Source organism: Haloarcula sp. R1-2 (assembly GCF_011627385.1).
GTDB classification, from domain to species: domain Archaea; phylum Halobacteriota; class Halobacteria; order Halobacteriales; family Haloarculaceae; genus Haloarcula; species Haloarcula marismortui.
This window is the reverse complement of record NZ_JAANTG010000003.1, coordinates 114,715-137,397: the sequence shown is the minus strand read 5'-3', so window position 1 is coordinate 137,397 and position 22,683 is coordinate 114,715. Positions and strand designations below refer to the sequence as shown.

The following is a 22,683-nucleotide window of genomic DNA, read 5'->3' as shown; positions in this document are numbered from 1 at the left end:
CTAACTTCGAACGATAAACTTGCTGACCCAAGTATCAGATTATATACTTTGATGGTGTCATAGTGTGACTCAGTAGCGGTATGAGCCGGTGGCATGCTGGACGCCGAATATCCAACTAAACCGGGCAGTACAGAGCTATATTGGGCACCCGAATATCATATATAAAAACTGGCGCGGTTGATTCATAAAATCTCGATTCATAGTTGTAATAATGGCCTATGCCGGTGACGGGACTCCCGATACCATTCACGTTTTGTATGTAAACGACGATGGCGACTTTGCTGAGTTAGCGCAGACGAAACTCCGGAATATCTCATCTGACTTTGACGTCACAACAGTCGGGACTATAGAGGCTGCTCTCGACCTGCTTGCAACTTCGGCTATCGATTGTGTGGTCACATCGTACTCGTTGCCGGACGGGACAGGAATTGATCTTCTGGACCGGTTACAAGCGGAACAGGACGAACGACCGACGATCCTGTTTACTGGCCGGGGGAGCGAGCGAATCGCCAGCGAAGCGACACAGGCGGGTGTCTCCGATTACGTTCCGGTCCACGCAGGTCAGAACAGTTTCGAGTTGCTCGCGAACCGTATCCAGACGCTCACCGAGGCCGCTCGCAAGCAAGCGGCCGCCGAGCGACTGTCAGACCGCTTCCAGCGAACGCTTGAGCGGGCAACTGACGGGATTTATGCTGTCGACAACGAATGGCGTATCGAATATATAAACGAGAAGATGGCAAAGCGCGTCAACCGCGACCCCGACGCTGTCGTCGGTACAGTCATCTGGGAAGAGTTTCCCTCCATAGTTGGAACGGAACTCGAAGAGAAATACCGAACCGCAATGGAGACCGGCGACCCGGTGTCGTTCGAACAGTACCTTGGCGAGCCGTTGGATTACTGGGTTGAAATACGAGCCTTTCCCGACGATGACGGTCTGACCGTCTTTTCACAAGAGACCACGGCGGAGCGGGAACGAGAACTGGAGTTAGAGCGCAGTGAAGCCATCCTCGAAAATATCCACGACGTTGTGTTCGTTCTCGATGACGAAGGGACAATCGAGTTCGCGAACACCGCTTCGAGACGACTGGTTAGCGGAGACAGAGCCACCAAAATAACGGGACAACAGCTGGAAGCGGTCGTTGGAGACCGGATGTCCAAATCCGATACGGAGCGGTTCACAACGGCGGTCGAATCAACGGTCGATGATATCGAGACCGACGGTGGCGTGACAGGATTGTACGACACGGACCTGCAACTCGATGTGACGACCGACGGCGGCAAGCGGACGTTAGATGTCCGCGTCACACCGTTCCGGGGCAACGCTGACCGGCAGGTGCTCGTCGTTGCCCGAGACATTACCGAACAGAGCAGGGCGAAACGACAGTTAGAGCAGGAGCGGGATGCACTGCGGGAACTCCAGACCGTCATGGCAAGGGGTGATATCTCGGCCGAGACGCGCCTCGAAGAACTGCTCGATCTAGGCTGTCAGACACTCGGGCTCGACATCGGAATCGTTTCAAACGTTCAGGGCGACGATTACACAGTCAGAGCAGTACACGCCCCAGATGCGGAAATCGAATCCGGGGACCAGTTCGACCTCGAATCGACGTACTGCGCGGAGGTGGTCGGAACAGATGCGGTCTGTTCGTTCGCAGACGCTGTCACTGAAGGGAAAGAGACCCACCCTGCGTATCGTGAGTTGGAGTTGGAATCGTATATCGGCGTGCCACTCATCGTCGATGGGGTCCGGTACGGGACAGTCAACTTTTCCAGTCCGGCAACACGAGTCGCACCCTTCGGGGCGCTTGAGCGAACGTTTGTGAAGCTACTCTCAGAGCTTGTAAGCGCCGAAATATCCCGGATGCAGGACCAGACCGATCTTAAGCGCCAGGAGTTCCTGTTCGAGCGGGTGCAGAACATCGCGGATATCGGTGTGTGGGAGTATTTCCCGGCCACGGACAGCCTCGACTGGTCTGACGGCGTCCGTCGGATTCACGGTGTTGCCGACGAGTACGAGCCGTCACTTGATGACGCGCTTGGTTTTTATCATCCTGACGACAGAGACAAGATTTCGAAGGCAGTGGAACAGACGATTGCGGACCGGGAACCGTATGACATCGATCTCCGGATCGTTCGGACCGACGGCGACGTGCGCGACGTTCGGGCGTGGGGAGAACGCGTCGACGACCCACAGGACGATGAGCCCGTTCTTCGAGGCGTTTTTCAGGATATTACGGAGCGGAAAGCCCGGGAACGAGCGCACCAGGAACTTGCTGAAGAGTACGAGGCACTGCTCAACAGTTCCGGTGACGCCATATTCATGCTTGACGTCGATACGGCGGGTGACGAGCGAGCGTTCGAGTTTGCTCGACTCAGCCCCGGCTACGAGTCACAGACAGGACTCACAACCGAGGACGTTCGAGGACGGACGCCACGAGACATCTTCGGTGATGAACGTGGTGCTGAACTCGTGGCGAACTACACGCGCTGTGTCGAGGAGCGTGCGCCGATCTCGTATCGGGAAGAACTGGATATCGCTGACGACGCACGGTTCTGGGACACGAGCCTCGCGCCAGTTATCCTCGGCGATGAGATCGTCCGGATCGTCGGTATCGCCCGCAACGTAACTGAACAGGTCGAGCGGGAACGTAAACTTGAGACGACGAACCAGCGACTTGAATCACTCATCGAGGCGACGCCACTCACCGTCATGGAAATCGACACGGACGGAACGGTCACCCGCTGGAACGACGGGGCCGAGAATATGTTCGGCTGGTCACGGGCGGAGGTGCTTGGCGAGTTCAATCCGATTGTCCCGGACGAGCAGCAAGCTGAGTTTGAATCCCACCGAGAGCGCGTATTGAGCGGCGAGCCGATTCGGGGCAAGGAGGTTCGACGGAAGACGAAAGCCGGTGAGGAACTAGATCTGCTCCTGTCGGTTGCCCCGATCGCTGCTCCCGACGGGGAAATAACGAACGTACTAGCTGTTCTAGAGGATATCACTGAACAGAAGCAATTAGAGTCGAAGCTCCGCTCACTGCAGGAAACAGCACAGCGGCTCAGTGCCGCACAGTCGAGTGCGGAAATCGGCGACATCGCTATCGAGGCTGCTGTCGAGACGCTCGGATTCGAACTCACCGGGATCTGGGAGTACGCCGACCAGACAGACGAGCTTGTTCCACTGACGGCGAGTGCTGCCACGAGCGAACTGCTCGGTGAACTGCCACGGTTGCAGTCCGATGAGTCGCTTGCCTGGGAGGCGTTTGCGGCGTCAGAAATGCGTCGCTACGACGACATCCAGTCCGTGGCGTCGGTCGGCGAAGCTGACAGGAGCCTCAGAAGTGGCCTGTTCGTGCCACTGGGAGAGTTTGGGCTTATTGGTGTCGGAACGCCACAGGAACAGATCTTCTCTGAAGCAGACGTAGACCTGTTCCAGATACTGGGCGCGACCGTCGAGGCGGCATTCACCCGCGCAAGCCGGGAAACCGAACTACAGCGACAGAACGAGCGGCTCGATGAGTTCGCCAGTGTCGTCGCCCACGACCTCCGGAATCCGCTATCCATCGCCATCGGATTTCTCGACATCATCGAGGAGTCGGGCGACCTCAGTCACGTAGACCGGATCGAGGCGGCACATGACCGCATGGAGCGGCTGATCGACGACCTCCTGACGCTGGCGCGTGGTGAGACCACGGTTACGGATACGAAACAGATCGACCTTGCGACCGTGACGACGGAGGCCTGGGGATACGTCGACACCGTCGAAGCAACGCTGACGGTTGCTGAGACGGTCCCGACAGTGGCTGGTGACGCCGGCCGGCTGACGCAGCTGTTCGAGAACCTCTTCAGAAACGCTATCGAGCATGGCGGGGAAGCCGTCACGGTAACCGTCGGGCAGCTAGACGGCGGTGAGGGGTTCTACGTCGCCGACGACGGCGATGGGATCCCCCCGGCAAAGCGTGGGGACGTACTGGAACACGGCGTTACGTCTACCAAGGGAGGCACTGGCTTTGGGCTCTCGATCGTAGAGGACATCGCCAAAGCGCACGGCTGGACCGTCCGTGTGACGGAAGGGGCTGCTGGCGGGGCACGGTTCGAGTTTTGCTACTGAGGGAAGCGCCGGTAGCGGTTTCTCGCCCCCGACTGACGGTGTGGCCCCCGTATGAAATTAGCGGACCCAGTGTTACGGCCAGAGCCCCCGTGCTTCGTGGGCCTCCGCGATGCGGGACAGGGCGACGATGTACGCCGCATCGCGCCACGTGATATCGCGGTTTTCGAACTCCGTTCGGACTGCGTCCCAGGCCGCTCGCATCTCTTCGTCGAGTTCGTCGTTCACTCGCTCGAGAGACCACGACCGGCGGTTGATGTCCTGTAGCCACTCGAAGTAGCTCACCGTGACGCCGCCGGCGTTCGCCAGAATGTCCGGAATCACGACGACGTCCCGGTCAGCGAGGATCGAATCAGCGGTAGACGTAGTCGGGCCGTTCGCCCCTTCAACGACGTACTCCGCAGCGATGTTGTCCGCGTTTGCCTCGGTGATGACGTTCCCGAGCGCTGCCGGAATGAGGACGTCGACATCCAGCGTCAGCAGTTCGTCGTTCGAAATCACGGTGTCGGCGTACTCGGTGACCGCCTCCGGTTCCTCGTCGTGTGATGGCACTGTCGCCGTATCGATACCGGCGGGGTCGTACATTGCCCCGTTCACGTCGCTGATCGCGACGACAGTCGCGCCCTGTTCGTCGAGCAACCGTGCTGCATTCGCACCGACACTGCCGTAGCCCTGTACTGCGACCGTGGTCTCAGACAGCGGCTGGTCGTAGTACTCACAGACCTGCTGTGTGATAATCGCGACGCTCCGGCCGGGCGCGTCTTCACGCCCCTCACTCCCACCGACAATCGGTGGCTTACCGGTGACGACCCCCGGTATCGTCTCACCCTCCTGCATGGAGTAGGCGTCCATCAGCCAGGCCATCGTCTGTGGGTCTGTTCCCATATCCGGGGCTGGTATGTCCCGGTTTGGCCCGATGACCGCACGGAGTTCCTGTGCGAACCGGCGAGTGAGCCGTTCTTTTTCGTCTCGGCTCAGCGTTTTCGGATTGACCGCGATACCCCCTTTTGCGCCGCCGAAGGGGAGATCCATCACCGCACATTTCCAGGTCATCCAGATCCCGAGGCCGACGCATTCGTCCCTCGTCACGTCGGGGTGATAGCGAAGCCCGCCTTTGTACGGTCCCCTGACGCTATCGTGCTGGGCTCGATAGCCGGTGAACACTTCCACTGTGCCATCGTCCCGCTCGATCGGGACAGTGACCTCATGGACGTTTTGCGGATGATTGAGTCGTTCGACGATGTTCGGGTCGATATCGAGGTGGTCCGCGGCCCGGTGGAGCTGCAGACGGGCTGTTTCGAGCGCTGATTCGGGCTCGGACGGCGTCGACGAATTGTCCGACGAAGAGGCGGAGCTCAGTTCTGGTCCCATCGTTATTCAAGTGGTGTCAGTCGGTTGCGCATTTCGCCGCCACAGTCCTGACAGTTCTCCGGTTGGCTCACTGCAGTGATGACTTTGCCACACGCAAAGCACTCGTACGGTGTCTTCTCGCCGTGGTCTTGCTCTACATCTCTCATATGTATTCACGAGTGGCGGTGTCCGACCGCCAGTACTCGATTAAGGAATAGAAGGACATCAAAGGAATATTCAGAGGTTAAACAAAGGGGCAGGGGTAGAGTTGGTTGTTTATTATTGAACCCCTCTAGGACTCCCGGCCCGAAACGCTCCGTTCTTCGAACAGTGCTGTGAACAGTTTCCGCTGGACGGTCCGCACGTGCTGATAGAACGCTGGTGGCGAAATCGCAAGCATCGATGCGATGTCCTCACCGGAGTTTGTGCGCGGTGACTCGAAGTAGCCGCTGTAGTAGGCGGTCTGAATCACTTCGAGCTGTCGCTCCGTGAGGTCCGTGAGAAACTCCGAACTGCGGTCCTGCTCGATACCCCGTTCAAGCGTTTGTTTGCGCTTGAGTTTGACGCCGGAGAACGTGCTGTCGACCAACTGTGCGATGTTTCGAACGTCAACGCTCTGGGGCACATCGACGACGAGTGTCGTTCCCTCCGGGTCTGCGGTCGCTTCCCGGAAGATAGCGCCGTGGTCGGCGAGTTCCAGCGCGAGGAACGGCTGTGACAGCTCCAGCCGCAGGACGCCGCTGTCAGTGTCGTCGTCACTTATCTGTGTCACGTCGTCGATCGTCGTCATGTCAGCCGCAGCCGCCGCGACCGCTTGCACGTCAGCGTCTTCGACCGTCACAAACACGCTGTTACCGGCCGGTGCGTGCTGGATGCCGCCTTCGTAGGCAATAGTACATCCCGTTGACTGGGCGAGTCGCGACAGGAGGAACCGCTCGTCATCGATGACGAACTCGACGCGGGCCACCGACGTCGTGAGCAGCGCGTGTTTCCGTTCGATGCCGCTGAGTGCCGAGGCGATCGTCTCGCCGAGTTCGTGTAACACTGTGCGCGTTGTCTCATCGAACGCGTCTTTCGTGTCCGCATAGATGGTGAGAATCCCGTGCCTGAGGTCGTTGTACACCAGCGGGATACTCAGGACAGAAAGGAAATCACGCGTGAGCGCGTCCGACCGCCACGGCGCGTTCCGAAGATCGGCGGCGACGTTGGATATCATCGTCACGTCGCCGGTCGCAGCCGTCTGGCCCGCGGGGTCGGTTTCGGAGGCCGCGACCGCGATTGACTGACTGTCGAGATACCCCTGTTCGGTGCCGGCCCACGCTCGCGGTTCGACGGTAGTACCGCCCGGGTTGACGCTCCCGATCCACGCGAATTTGAATCGGTCTGTGTCAGTGAGCCGTTCACAGACAGTGTGGGTGATCTCTTCCTTCGTTTCGGCGCTGACAATCGTCTGGTCGATCTCCCGAATCGTATTGTTGATCTGATTCAGAGCAGTCAGCTGCTCGTTCTGTCGCTGAAGTTCGCGGTCCTGTTTCCGAAGCTGGGATTCCCGGGCGACCCGGTCGAGGGCAGCCTCGGCGGTGGCGGCAAGCAGGTCGGTGAGTTCCTGTGTCACGTCGTCGAACGCCCCGACGGCCGTCGACCCAGCAACGAACACGCCGTGGTTGCCGAGCGGAATGAACATGACACTACGGAGGTCGGTTGCCCGGTTTTCCAGTCGGTCCGACGTGTGGACATCGTCGAACACGAGTGTCTCATCCTTGACGAAGCTGTGGCTTGGAAGTGTGTCGGCATTCGTTCGGACGGCCGGGAGCGGCCCGTGGTGTTCGGTCATCGCCTGTGACTGTGCGACCGGGCGGAGTTCGTTCGTCTCGGCGTCGTGCAGATAGATGGCACTCGCGGAAACGTCGAACACACTGAGGACGTCATCGACAATGTGCTGGGCGATTTCCTGATTGGTTTCCGTGTAGAGGAACTCCCGTGCGGTCTCCTGTAGCGTCGTCAACGCTTCCTCACGCCGTTTCCGTTTCGTGATATCCCGACAGCTATACAGCAGTGTGCCGTCCTGAATGGAGACTTCGCGGACGTTGACCAGCAACGTGTGCTCGTGACCCGCTTTGTCGGTGACGGTACACTCGATATTTTTGAGAACGCCCTTCTCGGTGAGTTCCGCTCGGTCGAACAGATCCTCACCAAGGAGTGTGTCGATCGTTCCCTGCTGGCGGATCTCTTCGTCGGTGTAGCCGAAAATGAAGTGCACGTTCGGGCAGACGTAGGTGTAGTCCCCGGCCTCGTTCGTCATGAGGACGGTGTCGGTCATATTGCTGAGCGTGACCCGGTGGAGTTCCTCAGATTGACGGAGGTCACGGTCGAGGGTGACCTGCTCCGTGATGTCGATCCCTTCAATCACGATCGAGGTGACCTCGCCGAAGTCGTTCTCGACCGGCCGGACTGAAAGCTCGATAACGCGATCCGTAGCCGTGGCCGGCCGGTGAACGACTGCGTTACCGAACTGCCCGTCGCGTGCGGCCGCGACGAGGTTCCGGATGTCGCGTTCTGTCGCGTCGGACTGTGACCACCACGGCAGCGTCCAGAACAGGTCACCGATGACCGTGTCTGCGTCCGCATCAAGCATTGCTCGTCCCGTCTGATTCACACGGGTGAGCGAGCCGTCCGGATCGAGGACCCACGTGGCCGTCTGTGTGTCGTGAAAGACGGCGTCGAACTGCCGTGCCCGTTCGCGCTGCGTGATCGCTTGCCGAGCGGACTGGAGCGCCTTCCCGGTTCGCTCAATCAACTCGTCTATCCGCAGGCCGTCCGTTCCTGTGAGGGGAACGTAGTCGGAAACGCCGGCCTCGATTGCCTCACTCGCTAGGGCTTCGCTTCCATCCGTGGTCCCGAGAACGACTGGGAGGGCCGGAGCCGACTCTCGGAGCTGTCGGACCAGCCCAATCCCACTTTCGTCATCGAGTGACGCTCCCGTGACGAGACAATCGACCGAGCGCTGCCGAACGGTATCGAGGGCTTCCGATGTCGTCTCAACAGTGCGGATAGTGGCCTCGGTGCTTGCTGTGAGAGCTTCTGAGAACGGCTCGCTCCAGGTCATCGAACCGACAACAAGAACCTGAGCCGTGTCGAGTGGACTCCCGGCGTCTCTCATCTGCTGCTCCCGGGCGCGAAGCTATCGCTATGAACGGTGGCGCTAAGCGTGGCCGCTCGTTCGGGACGTCGACACCTGTCGGGAGAGGTATGGTTCAGTTGCCGCGTGCTGGATGAATGGTTCAATAATAAACACCAGATTTCTGAACTCATTTGTTGGTGAATGATTTAATATTTACTTATTTCTGCGCTGATTTCGGGTGAGCGCCATGGGCCGGCGGCTGGGCCTCACGAAGACACATCACGGACATCCCGCAGACACACTGGTCTCGCTGCCATGCTTGAGAGCACTCTGTCACCAAACAACACGATATTAAGGCCATCCAGTGAGGAGGGGCACTATGCCAACCGACCGCGTCACCGTCTCTCTCGACGAGGAGACCAAGGCGACGTTAGAGGGGCTGACCGACCGAACTGGGGAAAGCCAGAGCCAGCTGATCCGCGAGGCAATCGCATTCTACGCGGCAAACTTCGACTCGGCACACGCAAGTGACAGCGACCACCTCCAGACGTACTACGAGATGCTCTCGACGGGCGAGCACGTCTTGCTGGACGTCGACTTGCTTCACGCACTCCTGAGTCAGTTTAGCGATCCGGCAGAACAGGACGAGGAGGTTCTCGAAATGATCGATCAGGTGGCACAGTACCACGCTCAGGAATACGCTGAGCGGTTCGATTCGCTCGAAGATGTTCTCGAATGGCTCTCGCTGTGTGGGTTCCTGACCGTTCGGCGGGACGAAAAAGGGAGTTTCCACGTGGTGTTCCCATCCGAGTCGGTGCGGTGGTTGATGATTCGGTTCATCCGTGGTAGCATCGCCGACCTCCCGTTCGAAATTGAAGTCGACGAGAGTGTTTCGAAAGTTCTACTGAGAGAGCGAGAACCGTGAATACCCCCGGCACGGGACGTAAACAGACTCAAATCGGTGAGTGTGGGGGTTCTTACTAGTTCACACACTTGGTGACACAGATACAGGGTTCATACGACCGATGTTCCGGCCACACACAGGTCTTAACAATGTTTTTCATTACCTGCTGGGACCGTGACAGTAGCTATCAAAACCAACAATCATGAGCATTACAAAACGACTCAAAGCCGTCGGCCCGGGAGCGATGGTCGCCGCCGCGTTCATCGGCCCAGGCACGGTCACGACTGCGAGTGTTACCGGGGCGGAGTTTGGCTACGCACTCCTGTGGACAATGGTCTTCTCAATTGTTGCAACGATCGTTCTCCAGGAAATGAGTGCGCGACTGGGTCTTGTCTCGGGGGAGGGGCTCGGCGAAGCACTTCGAGAGCGGTTCGACAATCAGATCGTCGAGTACGTGAGTATATTCCTCGTTGTCGGCGCGATCGGCGTCGGGACCGCCGCCTACGAGGCCGGGAATATCCTCGGCGGTGCCGCAGGGCTCGCGACGATTACTGGTATCGACTCGACGGTGTGGGGGGTCGTGATGGGACTCGTGGCCGGACTCCTGCTCTACACTGGGCGCTACAAGCTGATCGAGCGAGCGCTCATTGGTCTGGTTGCCGTGATGGCGTTCTCGTTCGTAGCATCGGCGATCCTCATCGGTCCCGATCCCGGTGCGATTGCGATGGGGTTCGTCCCCGGTATCCCCTCGGGGTCGCTGTACCTCATCACTGGCCTCATCGGAACGACCATCGTCGGGTACAACCTGTTCCTGCATGCGAGTAACGTCCAGGAGCGGTGGAGCGGTCCCGACGATATCGGCCACTCCCGCATCGACACGGTGCTCTCGATCGTCGCAGGCGGCGTCATCACGATTACGATTATGGTCACCGCGGCTGCAGCGTTCGAGCCAGGAACCCAGATCAGCGATATCGGCCGGATGGCCGAACAGCTGCGACCCATCGCGGGTCCGTACGCCGAACTGTTCTTCAGCATCGGCATCTTTGCCGCCGGGTTCACGAGCGCGACGACAGCACCACTCGCGGGCGCGTGGGCGACCACAGGTGCACTCGGCTGGGATTCGGATATGCAGAGCACACAGTTCCGTGCGGTCTGGGGGACGATCCTCAGTGTCGGGGTTCTTTCGGTGTTGCTGGGCGGCAGCCCCGTCCAGATCATCGTGTTTGCACAGGTGGTCAACGGGATTTTATTGCCGATCGTCGCGGTATTCCTGATATACGCGATGAACCAGCGGGACCTCCTCGGCGAGTACACGAACGGGTCGATAGCGAACGCCCTCGGCGCGATTGTGACGCTCATCGTCGTGTGGCTCGGCGTTCGGACGCTGCTCAGCGTCGCGGGGGTGCTGTAGATGGGAGACCGGCGGATCGGCGTCGACGTCGGTGGAACGTTCACCGATGTGACGCTGTCGCTCGACGGCGAACTCGTGACCGCGAAAGTCCCGAGCACTGAAGACCAGAGCGAGGGCGTTATCGCCGGGATCGAGAAGGCCTGTGATGCGGCCGACATCGACCCGGAGACTGTGAGCGAGTTCTCTCATGCGATGACCGTCTCAGTCAACGCGCTCCTCGAAGAGAACGGCGCAAAGACGGCACTCGTCACAACCGATGGATTCCGGGATGTTCTGGAAATCGGCCGCCAAGACCGTCCGTCGCTGTACGACCTATCCGCCGAAAAGCCAACACCGCTGGTTCCGAGACGCCGACGCTTCGAAGTGTCCGAGCGGACGACCACCGACGGCGTCGAACAGCCCGTCGACGAGGACGAAGTGCGGTCAATCGCCGAACAGTTGCGCGAAATAGATATCGAGTCCGTTGCCGTCTCGCTCTTGCATGCATACGCGCACCCGGAAAACGAAAGCCAGGTGGCAGAAATCCTGCGCGACGAACTCGATGTTCCCGTCTCAGCCTCCCACGAAGTCCTCGCTGAGTTCCGCGAGTACGAACGAACGTCAACGACGGCCGTCGACGCATACGTACGCCCGGCAATTGACCACTACGTCAGTCGCCTCACCGACCGAGCGCGGGAACTCGGAGTCCCACAGCCTCGAATTATGCAGGCCAACGGCGGCATCACCGATGCCGACACTGTCAGGCGGAACGCCGTGACGACCGTCCTCTCGGGCCCTGCCGCCGGGGTCGTTGGGGCAGGGTCGATGGCGGCCGACGAACAGGACGGGCTCGTTACGTTCGATATGGGCGGGACCTCCAGCGACGTGAGTCTCGTCCGCGATGGCGAAGCCGAACGGACGACGGAGGGCGTCATCAACGAGCGGCCGATCAAGACGCCGATGGTCGACGTCGAAACAGTCGGTGCAGGTGGCGGGTCCATCGCCTGGGTCGACGCCGGGGGCGCACTCCGCATCGGACCGCGCTCTGCCGGAGCGACGCCCGGTCCAGCCTGTTACGGGAAGGGCGGAACTGAGCCGACGGTCACCGACGCGAATCTCGTGCTGGGCTATATTGGTGAGAGCACGAGTCTGGGTGGCGAACTCTCGCTCGATTCGGATGCGGCCTACGACGCGCTTGCAGATCTCGCCGACGAGGCGGGTTTCGACGGGCCCGTAGAAGCCGCCCGTGGCGTCTACCGCGTCGCAAACGCGAACATGACCAGGGCCATCCGTTCTGTGACCGTCGAGCGTGGGTACGACCCGCGGAAGTTCGAGCTCGCCGCGTTCGGGGGTGCCGGGCCGATGCACGCGGTATCCATCGCGGATAGCCTCGATATCGACCGGGTGGTGATTCCACGCGCCTCAGGTGTGCTGTCGGCATACGGTCTGCTCGCGGCCGACGAGAAGCGCGACGCAGTACGGACGTATCAGCGGTCACTCGACGCGGTCGACCCAGAGGATGTTGACAAAGTCTACGAGGAGTTGTCCGAAGAACTGCTGGCTGAGGTCAGTGACCGCGAGGCGGCGACAGTACGGTACTCCGCCGACTTCCGGTACGCCGGCCAGAGTTTCGAGCTTACCGTGGATGTCGACCGACCGTTTGACACCGCGGACGCCCGCGAGCGGTTCGCCGAAGCCCACGAGTCTGCCTACGGCTATCGAGCGGACGAGTCGGTCGACCTGGTGAACTGTCGCGTGACGACGACCGTCGAACGGAGCGCGCCGCCGGTCAAGTACACTGCCGAAGGCGACCCACAGAAGGGCCCTCGGGAGGCGGTGTTCGCCGACGAGGTCCGCGAAGCCCCGGTCTACGAGCGAGCGAAACTGCAACCACAGGATAGCATCGACGGCCCCGCAATTGTCGAGGGCGATGAGAGCACAATCGTCATCCCACCGGCGTGGAACGTCCAGGTGGGCGATGACGGGACACTGACAGCGGCGGTGAGCGACACATGAACGACGAAGCTACGACATCGAGTGACGGACAGGAGACAATCGACCCTGTAACGCTGGAAATCCTCAGGAACCAGCTGGAGAGTGTCGCAACCGAGATGGGCCACGTGCTCATCCGCGGGGCGTACTCCCCGAACATCAAGGAGCGACAGGACTGTTCGACGGCGCTCTTCGACGCGTCGGGTCGGATGGTCGCACAGGCGGAACACATCCCGGTCCACCTCGGCGCGATGCCCGATGCGGTGGATATTGTCCTCGAAAAAGACCCGAAACCGGGCGACGTGTTCATCGTCAACGACCCGTTCGCCGGCGGGACGCACCTTCCGGACATCACGCTCGTCTCGACGATCGCACCAAACGACGAGGTGATTGGATACGCTGTCTCGCGGGCTCATCACGCCGACGTGGGCGGAAGTTCGCCGGGGAGTATGCCACCGGGCGCACAGGAGATTTACGAGGAGGGACTCCGACTGCCGGCAGTTCGGCTCGTCGACGGCGGGGAACCCAACGAGGCGGTCCACGACCTCATCCGTGCCAACGTCCGGACGCCGGACGAGCGCGAGGCGGACCTCCGGGCCCAGCGCGCCGCCAACGCACGAGCCGAGGAACGCATCGGTGAACTCCTCGAAGAACACGGGGCGACCCTGCTCGACGCGTTCGATGCCGTCATCGAGTACTCCCGCGAGCGGGTCGAGGCTGAACTCGATGCTCTCCCGGACGGAACGTATCGCGCGAAGGATATCCTCGAAGGTGACGGTGTGACCGATACCGACATCCCGATTGACGTGGCCGTCACCATCGATGGGGCCTCGATAGCTGTCGACTTCACCGGGACTGCCGACCAGGTGGCGGGCAACCTGAACGCGCCGCTCTCGGTCGCAAAGAGCGCGGTCTACTTCGTCGTCCGAGCCATCACCGACCCGAAAATCCCGCCGAACCACGGCTGTTACGAGCCGGTATCTGTGTCCGCACCCGAGGGGTCGGTGCTCAACCCGGATGCGCCAGCCGCAGTTGTCGGTGGCAACGTCGAGACGAGCCAGCGAGTCATGGACGTCACACTGGCGGCGCTCGCCAGGGCAGTCCCCGACAGAGTTCCCGCCGGTGGACAGGGAACGATGAACAACCTCATTATCGGCGACCGAACTGGTGAGTTTACTTACTACGAGACCATCGGCGGCGGGTTCGGTGCCCGACCCGAGAAAGACGGGATGGACGGCGTGCAGGTCGGCATGACGAACACGCTCAATACGCCCGTCGAGGCGATGGAGACAGAGTATCCGCTCCGGGTCGAGCGGTACGCGTTGCGTCCGTCAAGCGGCGGCGACGGTCGATACCGCGGCGGGCTGGGGCTCGAACGCACCGTCACCGTCGAGACCGACGCCACCGTGTCACTGCTGACGGAGCGCCGGCGGACGGCCCCTGCTGGAATCGCTGGCGGCGAGGACGGCACAACAGGGGAGAATCTGGTCGACGGCGAGCCAGTCCCTGCCAAGGCCTCCATTGATGTCGAGGCTGGGACGACCGTCTCCGTCCGAACGCCCGGCGGCGGCGGAAACGGCAACCCAGCAGAGCGGGACCCGGAAGCGAGAGAGCGTGACCGACGCGATGGGAAGGCAGACGAGGGGTAGCGTCTCGATTCGGTTGCTCCCTGATAGAACGCGACCGGCCTGTGGAGTGGCGTGTTTCGAGCGCTACGCTCATACGAGTGGGATACAATACTGTGTATTGATATGAAGGTCCCGGTCGGAATCACGACCCTCCACCTTTCACAGAAGAGCGCACTTTTGCTGCTCCTTGCCACCGGTCTGCTCGGGTTCGGCGGGTACGACTACGTCCAGCAGTCACAGGCGGTCGACAACGCCGTTGCCGTCCAGGCAACCATCACCGATTCCAGTGTCGATCGAATGGACGGCGGGCGAGGAATCGATTACGAACCGGAAATTCAGTACACGTACAAATATCAGGGGGAGACCTACACCAGCGAGCAGGTGTTCCCGAGCACGGGCATCCGGACGTACTCCGACCGGTCGAAAGCAGAGTCGGTGGTCGAGTCCTACGAGCCGGGAACGACGGCCCGCGCATACGTCTCACCAGCCGACCCGGACGACGCGTTCCTGATTCGAGAGCGGACGCCGTTCCCACTGCGAGCCATCGCAGTCGGTGGTTTCCTCTCCGTCATCGGGGTACTGGCCGGGCTGGGGGCGAAGAACCCGGGTCAGCAAGAGCTCCGTCCGGCAAGTGAGGGGCAGCCAGCGCCACGAGAGACGTGGGTTGACAGTCACGGCGAGACACTCCACCGGCTATCGAAACAGGGACTCGGTGTCTGTTTCGTCGGGTTCTGGCTCTCGATGGTCGCGCTGGTGTTCGGCCTTCTCAACACCCCCGGTGAATTTGGAGGCCCGCCACAGGAGATTCAGGCAGAACTTCTGGGGCCGATCGGGCTCCCGATGCTCGCGGGGTTCAGCTTCTGGGTCGGGATGATCCTCTCACTGTGCCTGTACGGCGTCTGGTCAGTCGCCCAGTACCAGCAACTCCGGCGGCGACTCCCAGACCCGAAGCCGCCGAGTCCATTCAGGCATCCGAGTCGGCTCATCACGATACTTGGAACCGAAGACGGCGATTTGAGCGGATACGGGCAGCGTGTCCGGCGGACTGGATGGGCGTTGATGATTGCTGCCGGGATGACAGCTGTGCTGGTGCATCTCCTCTACATCGCAAGCTGACCGGCCAACCGGTCAGAGACGCGTTCTGAGCGGTGCCACCGGCAGTCAGGTGTCCGGCGTGTCGATAGCTTTCTGCACCCCGAGCCAGTTCGTGATGGAACCATCGGGGCCGGTAAGCGGCACTATCGTCACTCGGTTTCTGAAGCGTGTCCCGTCCGCTCGGTAGTTCCACAGTTCGACGGTCCGCTGTTCCCAGATATCGATCCCTTCCTGAAGCGTTGCGATTGCATCGGCGTCAGTTGCTGGCCCCTGCAGCAATCGAAGGTTCTCGCCGCGAAGCGCTGCTAGCGAGTACCCGGTCATCTCCTGAAACGTCTGTGTCGCGTATCGGACTGGATTATCCTGATACGCCGGGCCAGTGAGCGTCAGACCCAGCGGGACCGTCCCGAGTCGCACCATTCTGGCGATGCGTTCCCGCTCAAACGCCGTCACAGAGCTGGGCTCGAACCCATCGAGGTCTTGGAGGGTGTCAGTCGGTGACTCGTCAGCGAGTTCCAGGCCAACACTCTGGAGATTGTGTGTTTCGACAATGTCTGGAAGCCGACGGCGAAATCTCTCCTCATCTAGCAGCATACAGTCGATAAGTGCGTCCCTGAGTGGGGCCATGTTCGCAGTTGGCTGTTGTAGTTAGCGGTAACACAAACTCCCGTCGATGTCCGGCCTATGGCTGCTCAGGCGTGCCATTCATGCTGATACAGCACCTGTTGCAGGTACGCGCTCGTCCCTACGATACCAATGTCTGAACGCGAATATCCGGTGGCCGACCTTCCGACGCCTCGTGAGACGTACAGCCCCGGCGACGCCATTTCCCTGCAGCTTGACGCGCTGGAAACAAATGACGACCCGTTTGACAACGCGGGAATCATGACGGCGTACAACTTCGCCTCCCCGGCCAACCGCCGCTCTACTGGCCCGCTTGACCGGTTCATAGCCATGGTCCAGTCACCACAGTACCGGCCGATGATCGACTTTGAGGAGGCTGTGCGGGGCCCTGTCGAGCGGGATGAGAACTATGCTGAACAGCGGGTGACGGTGACAGGGCCGGATGGCCGAACAACCACGTACGAGTTCGGTCTGTCAGTGCAGTCCGTCGGTGAGTTTCGAGGCTGCTGGCAGACCGACCGTGTTGTGGTGGTCTGAACGGGGCAGCAACTGAACCAGTGCCCGGTAACGTGTTGTGAACTGGGTTGCAGTAGCTACTGTCGGTGCGGCCCATTCAAGTGCTACTGCCACCTATTTCAGGCGTTTTCACGCGGCGAACACTTTACAGGTGTCGACCCGCCAGCCACAAAGCAGTGGCACGAGTAAAACACAGCCTCCTTCAAGCAGCACGTTCCATTCTGTAGTCGTGTAATATTCCAATATAAGTAAGATATGTTATTATTTGGAGAACAGTTCCGTTCATTGTGCCGTCTCCCGTAACGCGACGAGACACTAACTCAAGTTCAACTGGTCTATCAGCACCGAATGAGATTGCGTCATTCAGTTCGTTCAGCGCTCCTCGTGCCCTTTTTATACAGATTTGCTCACAACGTTACTTTTCCACTATACCTAGTGGCATTATACCATTGAGTTGCTTAAATCGGCATACTGAGCGTAAAACTCGTAATAGTTGGCAGTAGGACGCTAGATTGTGAGATGCTGCGGTTTTAATCTTCAAAGAATAGCCGCTTAATTCTACACGTCGCAGGCGTGTTTAGTGCATTTCCCAATTAATCAGATATAGTACCAAAACCTATATTTTCAATTTTCCCAACCTTTTCGGTCAGGCTGTGTCAGTTACTGTATTTCACTCACTGCTACACTCGACCCAATAGGCAGCAGGTTGCGAGACCGGAGGTGCACTGTGTATTCCAGATAGGATCTGGGTTCTCACATGCTCACTCTTCGAATAGTGTGATCAGTCACTATCTGCCGGTGCAGCCACGTTACTCGTCATATGGTCGTCAGCCTCAGCCTCAGTGTATGTGATCTGCCAGCCGGTAACTCCCATGAGGATGAGGATGAGCGGCGAGAGGAAGCCCAGGAAGTAATACGGCGCATACTGGAACGTGCTGACACCAAGCGTGCCAGCCATGAACACTGCGCCGCTATTCCATGGAATGAGCGCACTTGTGACGGTCCCGGAGGACTCAATCGCCCGCGAAAGGTTCTCTGTCTTGAGCCCCTTCTCCTCGTAGAGACTGCCCAGCGTCACGCCGGGAACAACGATACTTATGTACTGTTCTGCCGCAAGGACGTTCATCGAGACTGACGACAGGACCGTAATACCAGTGAGACTACCAACGCTCTTGCTGAGCTGGCCGAGGTGATGGGCTAGAACGGCGATAATTCCAGTACACTCAAACAGCCCACCCAGTGCGAGTGCGGCGATGGCAATTGTTACGGCCCATGCACCGCCAACCATGCCACCGCTTGCGAGGAGGCCGTTTACGAGTTCCATCCCTGTTTCCGGGCTTGTCCCACTCTGTGCGACGGTCCAGACCGACGTGAACGAGTTGCCCTGAAGCACGGCCGAGGTTATCGCGCCGGCAAAGACACCAGCACCGAGAGCTGGAATTGCAGAGATGCCGTAGATGGCCAGTCCGAATGTCACGAGAAGCGGGAAGAAGGCAAGCGGTGAGATCGTGAACGAGCCCGTAAGCGCCGTCTGGATCTCAGCGATCCGGTCAACAGGAATAGCCCCTGATGCGCGGATGCCGAGGCCGGCGTATAGGACGACAGCGATGGAGAAGGCAAGGAACGTCCCTGCCCGCATCGCATTGATATGATCGTACAGATCAGTGTTCGTCACCGCCGAAGCGAGGTTTGTCGTGTCCGAGAGCGGTGACTGCTTGTCACCCGTGTATGCGCCGGTGAGGATTGCCCCTGCAGTCATCGGTTCAGGGAGTCCAAGTCCAGAACCGATTCCGATGAAGGCAACGCCGAGCGTCCCCGCCGCGGTCCACGATGACCCGATAGCAAACGTTATCGCCGCAGTAATGATCGCTGTGAGCGGGAGGAACACTATCGGGTGCAGCAGGTCAAGGCCGTAGTACATGAGCGTCGGAATCGTTCCGGCCTGTATCCAGGTCGAGATGAGCGCATAGACAATAAACAGGATGAACACGACCTGAATGCCCATCAGCAACGTGTGTGTGATCCCGGAGTACATCTCGTCCCAGGAGATGTCGAATCGGAAGTAACTGAACAGGCCAGTGAAGGCAATCCCCCAGAGGAGGGGGAACTGCGGGTCAAGCCCGTAAATTCCAATCCCGATACCCAGTGCGGTTAGCATCCCAATAATCGGTATCAGCGCCTCTACCAGAGAGGGTCGGTCTTCGGGGTCAATGTCGTCGTACAGCTTGATGTCGAATTCAGAACTCATTCTTATTGATTCGGTTACGTATCGCCATTCCGCTCGTTGCGCAATGCTGTATCTGCATCAAAATCTGTTCCTGCCGATGAGGTCCGTATCGGCTTTTCAGTCGCTATACGGCCAGTTTGGCGACTACACCGACTATGGCAACAGCGCATGTCGTTTGCTCCATCGACATCATCATTAATAAAAGTTCATGTAGGGAGTGCTGCTGACAGTCGATATATCCGGTTCGGATTGGATTGTGCTTCGAGATCCAGTCCACTGAGGCGGACCATCCCAATCTGGCGCATATATCTTAGACGAAGAGGGCTACAGCAACAGACTGTGCATTCGATATACCAAAATCATATAACCATGATAAACGAGAATCAGCACATGACTGAACGCGAGCCACCAACCCGACGAATCAAGTCAATGCAGACTGCCAGTGAGGTCCTGCGTGAACTTCAGTCACAGTCTGAGGCGTCGCTTTCCGATCTCTGTGGGAATATAGATGTTGCCAAAAGTACACTACATACGCACCTACAGACACTCGTTGCTGAGGGCTTTATCGATAAGTCAGACGGGGTATATCGGTTGGGGCTGCGGTTCATACCACTCGGTGAAAGCGTTCGGAATCGGATCGACCTCTATCAGCTCGGAAAAGAGGAAGTAAATCGCCTAGCCGAAGAGACAAACGAATGGGTCCATCTCACAGTTGCGTACCGGAGCAGGGAGGTGACGCTGTACGAGCATAATGGGGGCGAAACTGTCGCTGTGGATTATCAACGGCGAACCAGGGAATCCCCACAGTACCTCCACTGTACTGCGACCGGAAAAGCGCTGCTGGCATATTTCGATGACGATCGGGTCACTGAAACAGTGGCTACCGAAGGACTTGTTCAGCAGACAGAGCAGACAATCACTGACCCCGACGAGCTACGGGAAGAACTCGAAGAAATTCGAGCGCGGGGGTACGCGGTAAACGATGAGGAGGAAATTCGGGGCATGCGGTCTGTAGGCGCTCCGATTCAAGACGTGGACGGTACGGTCTGTGGAGCAATCAGTGTGACCGCACCGAAAACGCGGCTCTCCGGTGACTACCTCTACAATGACCTTCCAGAATTGGTAATGGAGGCAGCAAACATCATCGAGATCAATTTGGAGTCCGCAGCCGCCAGCGGTGAGTAGTATTCACATATCTCAAATACTATGGGCACTTCTGCAGAGCGTTGTTACAGGTATATGTCCCAGAGACAGCACCGGCGACTCACCGATGTGGAGTCGCGTTTCAGACGCCCTCTACCTGAGTCAACCGGTCGTGGCGAGTGCTGTGAATCCCCCTGAAACCCCTTCGAGCGACTTGAATTTTAGCTATGTTCGTTAATTCCGAATCGGACTTGCTTGCTAGCGCGGGGAATACTCCTGACGACAACAACATACCCTCTGCGCTCTGTCCGTAGGCCTCAGCCACGCACCGGCCAGCGCGTCAGGAACCAGAGTAACCGAGATTCTGTTCGGTATAGTCAATATACAAGAGTGAGCAGAGTGTGATCGGTTCCCTGCTCGATAGTATCGTCGATAGGTTGTCTCCAATCCACCGGATCAGCCAGTCACAACCTGATTGCGCAGATACCACTCATACACCATACCAGTCGCTTCTGTGCCGTTCGTCAACAACCACGCTTCCGGCCTCTCAGTCGGTTCCAGTGATTACATCGAAGGAACGTGACTCTAGTGGGAACTAGGTATTCGGAAGCAACAGATTAGCACGTCCGCAAGACAATAACAGTGGTACATTCGTTATACTCCCGCACGGTATAATTTGAATGCGAAGATAGCAATTCGATATCCTCGCGGCATTTCAATGTCCACTGCTACACTCTAGACAACGGATATAAGTTTTAACATTACATTTTCTCATCTACGGTCATATGGTGGTGTCTTACTAACGAATATCGCATATTTGGTCATCGTATTTCTGAAATAGGTAGACAGTTGGCTCTTCAATTATAATACTGTCAGTGAATAACCAAGCTTCCCTATTCATGAGTTAGCTACTCGATCTGTATGCGTTTTTCCGGGCAGATGCTGCTAAGTTTCCGGTCCGATATCCTGCAGGTGAAGACGTGACTGAATTGCCAACACGATCCGGCACTACGCTTGTCACATGGTTTGTTAGACCTCGGTCATCGGGTCCCACCTCATCCACCATAGCAGCCATTCTGGTAGACATCGGCTCTGGAGTTCTAAGATGCAAACAGTGCCGCCAAAGCAGGATAGCAGGCGAATACCCCGTTCAACGGACAGCGTAGCCGTTCACGGCGTTCGGAAACCGGCGCGAAAGACATGCGGGCAATAGGGTATGTTTGAAATAGCTACCGCCAAAGTGGACAATATGAGGGTTTCTATTGTCGGCGGGGGCTTCGCCGGATTAGCAGCAGCGCAACTGACAGAAGAGGTTACATCAGACGTACATCTCTACGATAAGGGCACATACAGCGGTGACCGAAGAGGCGCCTGGGGAGAGATGGTCTGGGACTACTCACAATTGCCACTAGATCGGCACGTTCCGGGCTACGTCAGGGAAGCTACAACCGGGATATTTGTCGGTTCCGACGGGAAGACTGCGATAAATGTCCCTGATGGTGTAATACTGAATAGAGGGGAGTTAGAGAAACACTGGGCAAGCACGCTCGAAGAAACAGAGATTATAGCGGACGCAGAAGTTGACGAAGCGGAGTTTCGGAAGCTGTCTGCGGAATCAGATCTGCTAATTGATGCCACCGGGCAGTTCCCGATCTCAAGGCGGTTCACGTCCCTGTCATATGACGTGGCGTGTCCGACGCTGAGCGGGAGGATAGAAGCCGACTTCTCACACCTGTATCCAGAACCAAGAGCACTTGCGTACGAGAATTACTTCCTCTGGATCGTGCCACAATCGCCAGACGAAGCAACTGTCGGGCTTGGTTGCCAGGAGGACAAGTCTCCTGCCGAACTGTATGAGGATATGCGACAGTTGCTTGCAGAAGTCGACATTGAGCCCCCGGAACGTGAGACCCTGTACAGCGGAACCGACGTTTCAAACGGCCTACGAAGTCTCTCAGACTGCTCGTACGAGCTAAACGACTGTACAGTACATATCGCGGGCGATGCAATCGGACTGGCGAACCGCCTGACGGGCTTTGGAATGGTACATGCGGCACAGTCCGGCCAAGCTGCGGTGAGGTCCTTTGTGCAGGGGGAGTCGTATACACGCAGGTTGTTGTGCCAGAACTTCTGGACGAAAGCTGTCACTGGTGTGGTCTCGCCCGTCCATCACACCATCGGGTTGGACGGAATAGCTCGTCTGGCAAAGTCTGATATTGGGTATCAGGAGAGTTTCGAGCCCCAGCAGCCGACAGATATTCTGAGTGCTGTTCGAATCTTCATTTAACCCCGCAAGTCAATGTTAGACACTCAGTTGGCCTGAGACGGGTGGTCGGTCAGGAGCGGTTGATACTGGGGTCGTCACATCATTGGTTACTCTATGGATGAGTACCCCCAGCGGATAGCTCTGCTCTTGGTTTCGCACCTGACGCAACCTGCTTCATATCCCGGCGACGGCAACCGTCTGAGTGGTTGAGTGGCTCGGATAGAGATTATTCGTATCAGCTCGCCGCAACACCTACAAAGGCTAACGAGGGCCTTCAGCCATTAGGCCCGACTGTCTTTTATAGCCATAAAGTATAGCT

14 protein-coding genes are annotated in these 22,683 nt (G+C 58.5%); 9 read left to right on the top strand and 5 right to left on the bottom strand.

Annotated elements, in window-relative coordinates:
* Positions 1-211: 211 nt before the first annotated feature.
* Positions 212-4,111, top strand: coding sequence for a PAS domain S-box protein (locus G9C82_RS14720; RefSeq protein WP_127014513.1), 3,900 nt, complete (start codon positions 212-214; stop codon positions 4,109-4,111).
* A gap of 72 nt (positions 4,112-4,183) precedes the next feature.
* Here the strand turns inward: G9C82_RS14720 and gdhB are convergent, their stop codons facing one another.
* From gdhB to G9C82_RS14705, 3 genes are all read right to left on the bottom strand, one after another.
* The gene (gene gdhB / locus G9C82_RS14715) at positions 4,184-5,479 is read right to left on the bottom strand and encodes a glutamate dehydrogenase GdhB (protein ID WP_121304356.1); all 1,296 of its coding nucleotides are present in this window, start codon (positions 5,477-5,479) and stop codon (positions 4,184-4,186) included.
* Positions 5,480-5,481: 2 nt separating this feature from the next.
* Positions 5,482-5,625 (bottom strand): rubrerythrin-like domain-containing protein, encoded by a 144-nt coding sequence (locus G9C82_RS14710; protein WP_007190230.1) that lies wholly within the window; start codon positions 5,623-5,625, stop codon positions 5,482-5,484.
* Between the two features lie 125 nt (positions 5,626-5,750).
* Entirely contained in the window at positions 5,751-8,618 is a 2,868-nt protein-coding gene (locus G9C82_RS14705; RefSeq protein ID WP_127014512.1) for a bacterio-opsin activator domain-containing protein, read from the bottom strand.
* A 340-nt stretch (positions 8,619-8,958) separates the two neighbouring features.
* On the opposite strand from G9C82_RS14705, the gene G9C82_RS14700 reads away from it, so the two are divergent.
* The 5 genes from G9C82_RS14700 (at position 8,959) to G9C82_RS14680 (ending at position 15,609) form a co-directional block, all read left to right on the top strand.
* Positions 8,959-9,504 (top strand): ribbon-helix-helix protein, CopG family, encoded by a 546-nt coding sequence (locus G9C82_RS14700; RefSeq protein WP_004965646.1) that lies wholly within the window; start codon positions 8,959-8,961, stop codon positions 9,502-9,504.
* A gap of 181 nt (positions 9,505-9,685) precedes the next feature.
* Positions 9,686-10,894, top strand: a complete 1,209-nt coding sequence (locus G9C82_RS14695) for an Nramp family divalent metal transporter (RefSeq protein WP_004965643.1) — start codon at positions 9,686-9,688, stop codon at positions 10,892-10,894.
* Positions 10,895-12,889, top strand: coding sequence for a hydantoinase/oxoprolinase family protein (locus tag G9C82_RS14690; RefSeq protein WP_127014511.1), 1,995 nt, complete (start codon positions 10,895-10,897; stop codon positions 12,887-12,889).
* Positions 12,886-14,514: a hydantoinase B/oxoprolinase family protein gene (locus G9C82_RS14685; protein ID WP_127014510.1), complete on the top strand. Its 1,629-nt coding sequence runs from the start codon at positions 12,886-12,888 to the stop codon at positions 14,512-14,514. Before G9C82_RS14690 ends, G9C82_RS14685 begins: the two co-directional genes overlap by 4 nt.
* Positions 14,515-14,616: 102 nt before the next feature.
* Positions 14,617-15,609, top strand: a complete 993-nt coding sequence (locus tag G9C82_RS14680; protein WP_127014509.1) for a DUF3592 domain-containing protein — start codon at positions 14,617-14,619, stop codon at positions 15,607-15,609.
* Positions 15,610-15,654: 45 nt separating this feature from the next.
* On the opposite strand, the gene G9C82_RS14675 is transcribed toward G9C82_RS14680, so the two are convergent.
* A complete protein-coding gene (locus G9C82_RS14675) occupies positions 15,655-16,215 on the bottom strand; it encodes a PAS domain-containing protein (RefSeq protein ID WP_127014508.1) in 561 nt (186 codons plus the stop codon).
* Between the two features lie 129 nt (positions 16,216-16,344).
* Here G9C82_RS14675 and G9C82_RS14670 point away from each other — a divergent pair, with 129 nt between their 5' ends.
* Positions 16,345-16,749 carry a DUF4864 domain-containing protein gene (locus tag G9C82_RS14670; RefSeq protein WP_007190236.1) on the top strand — a complete coding sequence of 135 codons (405 nt, stop codon included), beginning with the start codon at positions 16,345-16,347 and terminating at the stop codon, positions 16,747-16,749.
* 760 nt (positions 16,750-17,509) lie between these two features.
* Here G9C82_RS14670 and nhaC read toward each other — a convergent pair.
* On the bottom strand, positions 17,510-18,976 hold the full coding sequence (nhaC, locus tag G9C82_RS14665) for a Na+/H+ antiporter NhaC (protein WP_004965630.1): 1,467 nt from the start codon (positions 18,974-18,976) through the stop codon (positions 17,510-17,512).
* A 369-nt stretch (positions 18,977-19,345) separates the two neighbouring features.
* Between nhaC and G9C82_RS14660 the strand changes: the two genes are divergently transcribed.
* Positions 19,346-20,140, top strand: coding sequence for an IclR family transcriptional regulator (locus tag G9C82_RS14660; protein ID WP_174790004.1), 795 nt, complete (start codon positions 19,346-19,348; stop codon positions 20,138-20,140).
* Between the two features lie 1,174 nt (positions 20,141-21,314).
* Complete coding sequence (locus tag G9C82_RS14655; protein WP_127014506.1) at positions 21,315-22,385, top strand: NAD(P)/FAD-dependent oxidoreductase; 1,071 nt, start codon at positions 21,315-21,317, stop codon at positions 22,383-22,385.
* The last annotated feature ends 298 nt before the right edge of the window (positions 22,386-22,683 follow it).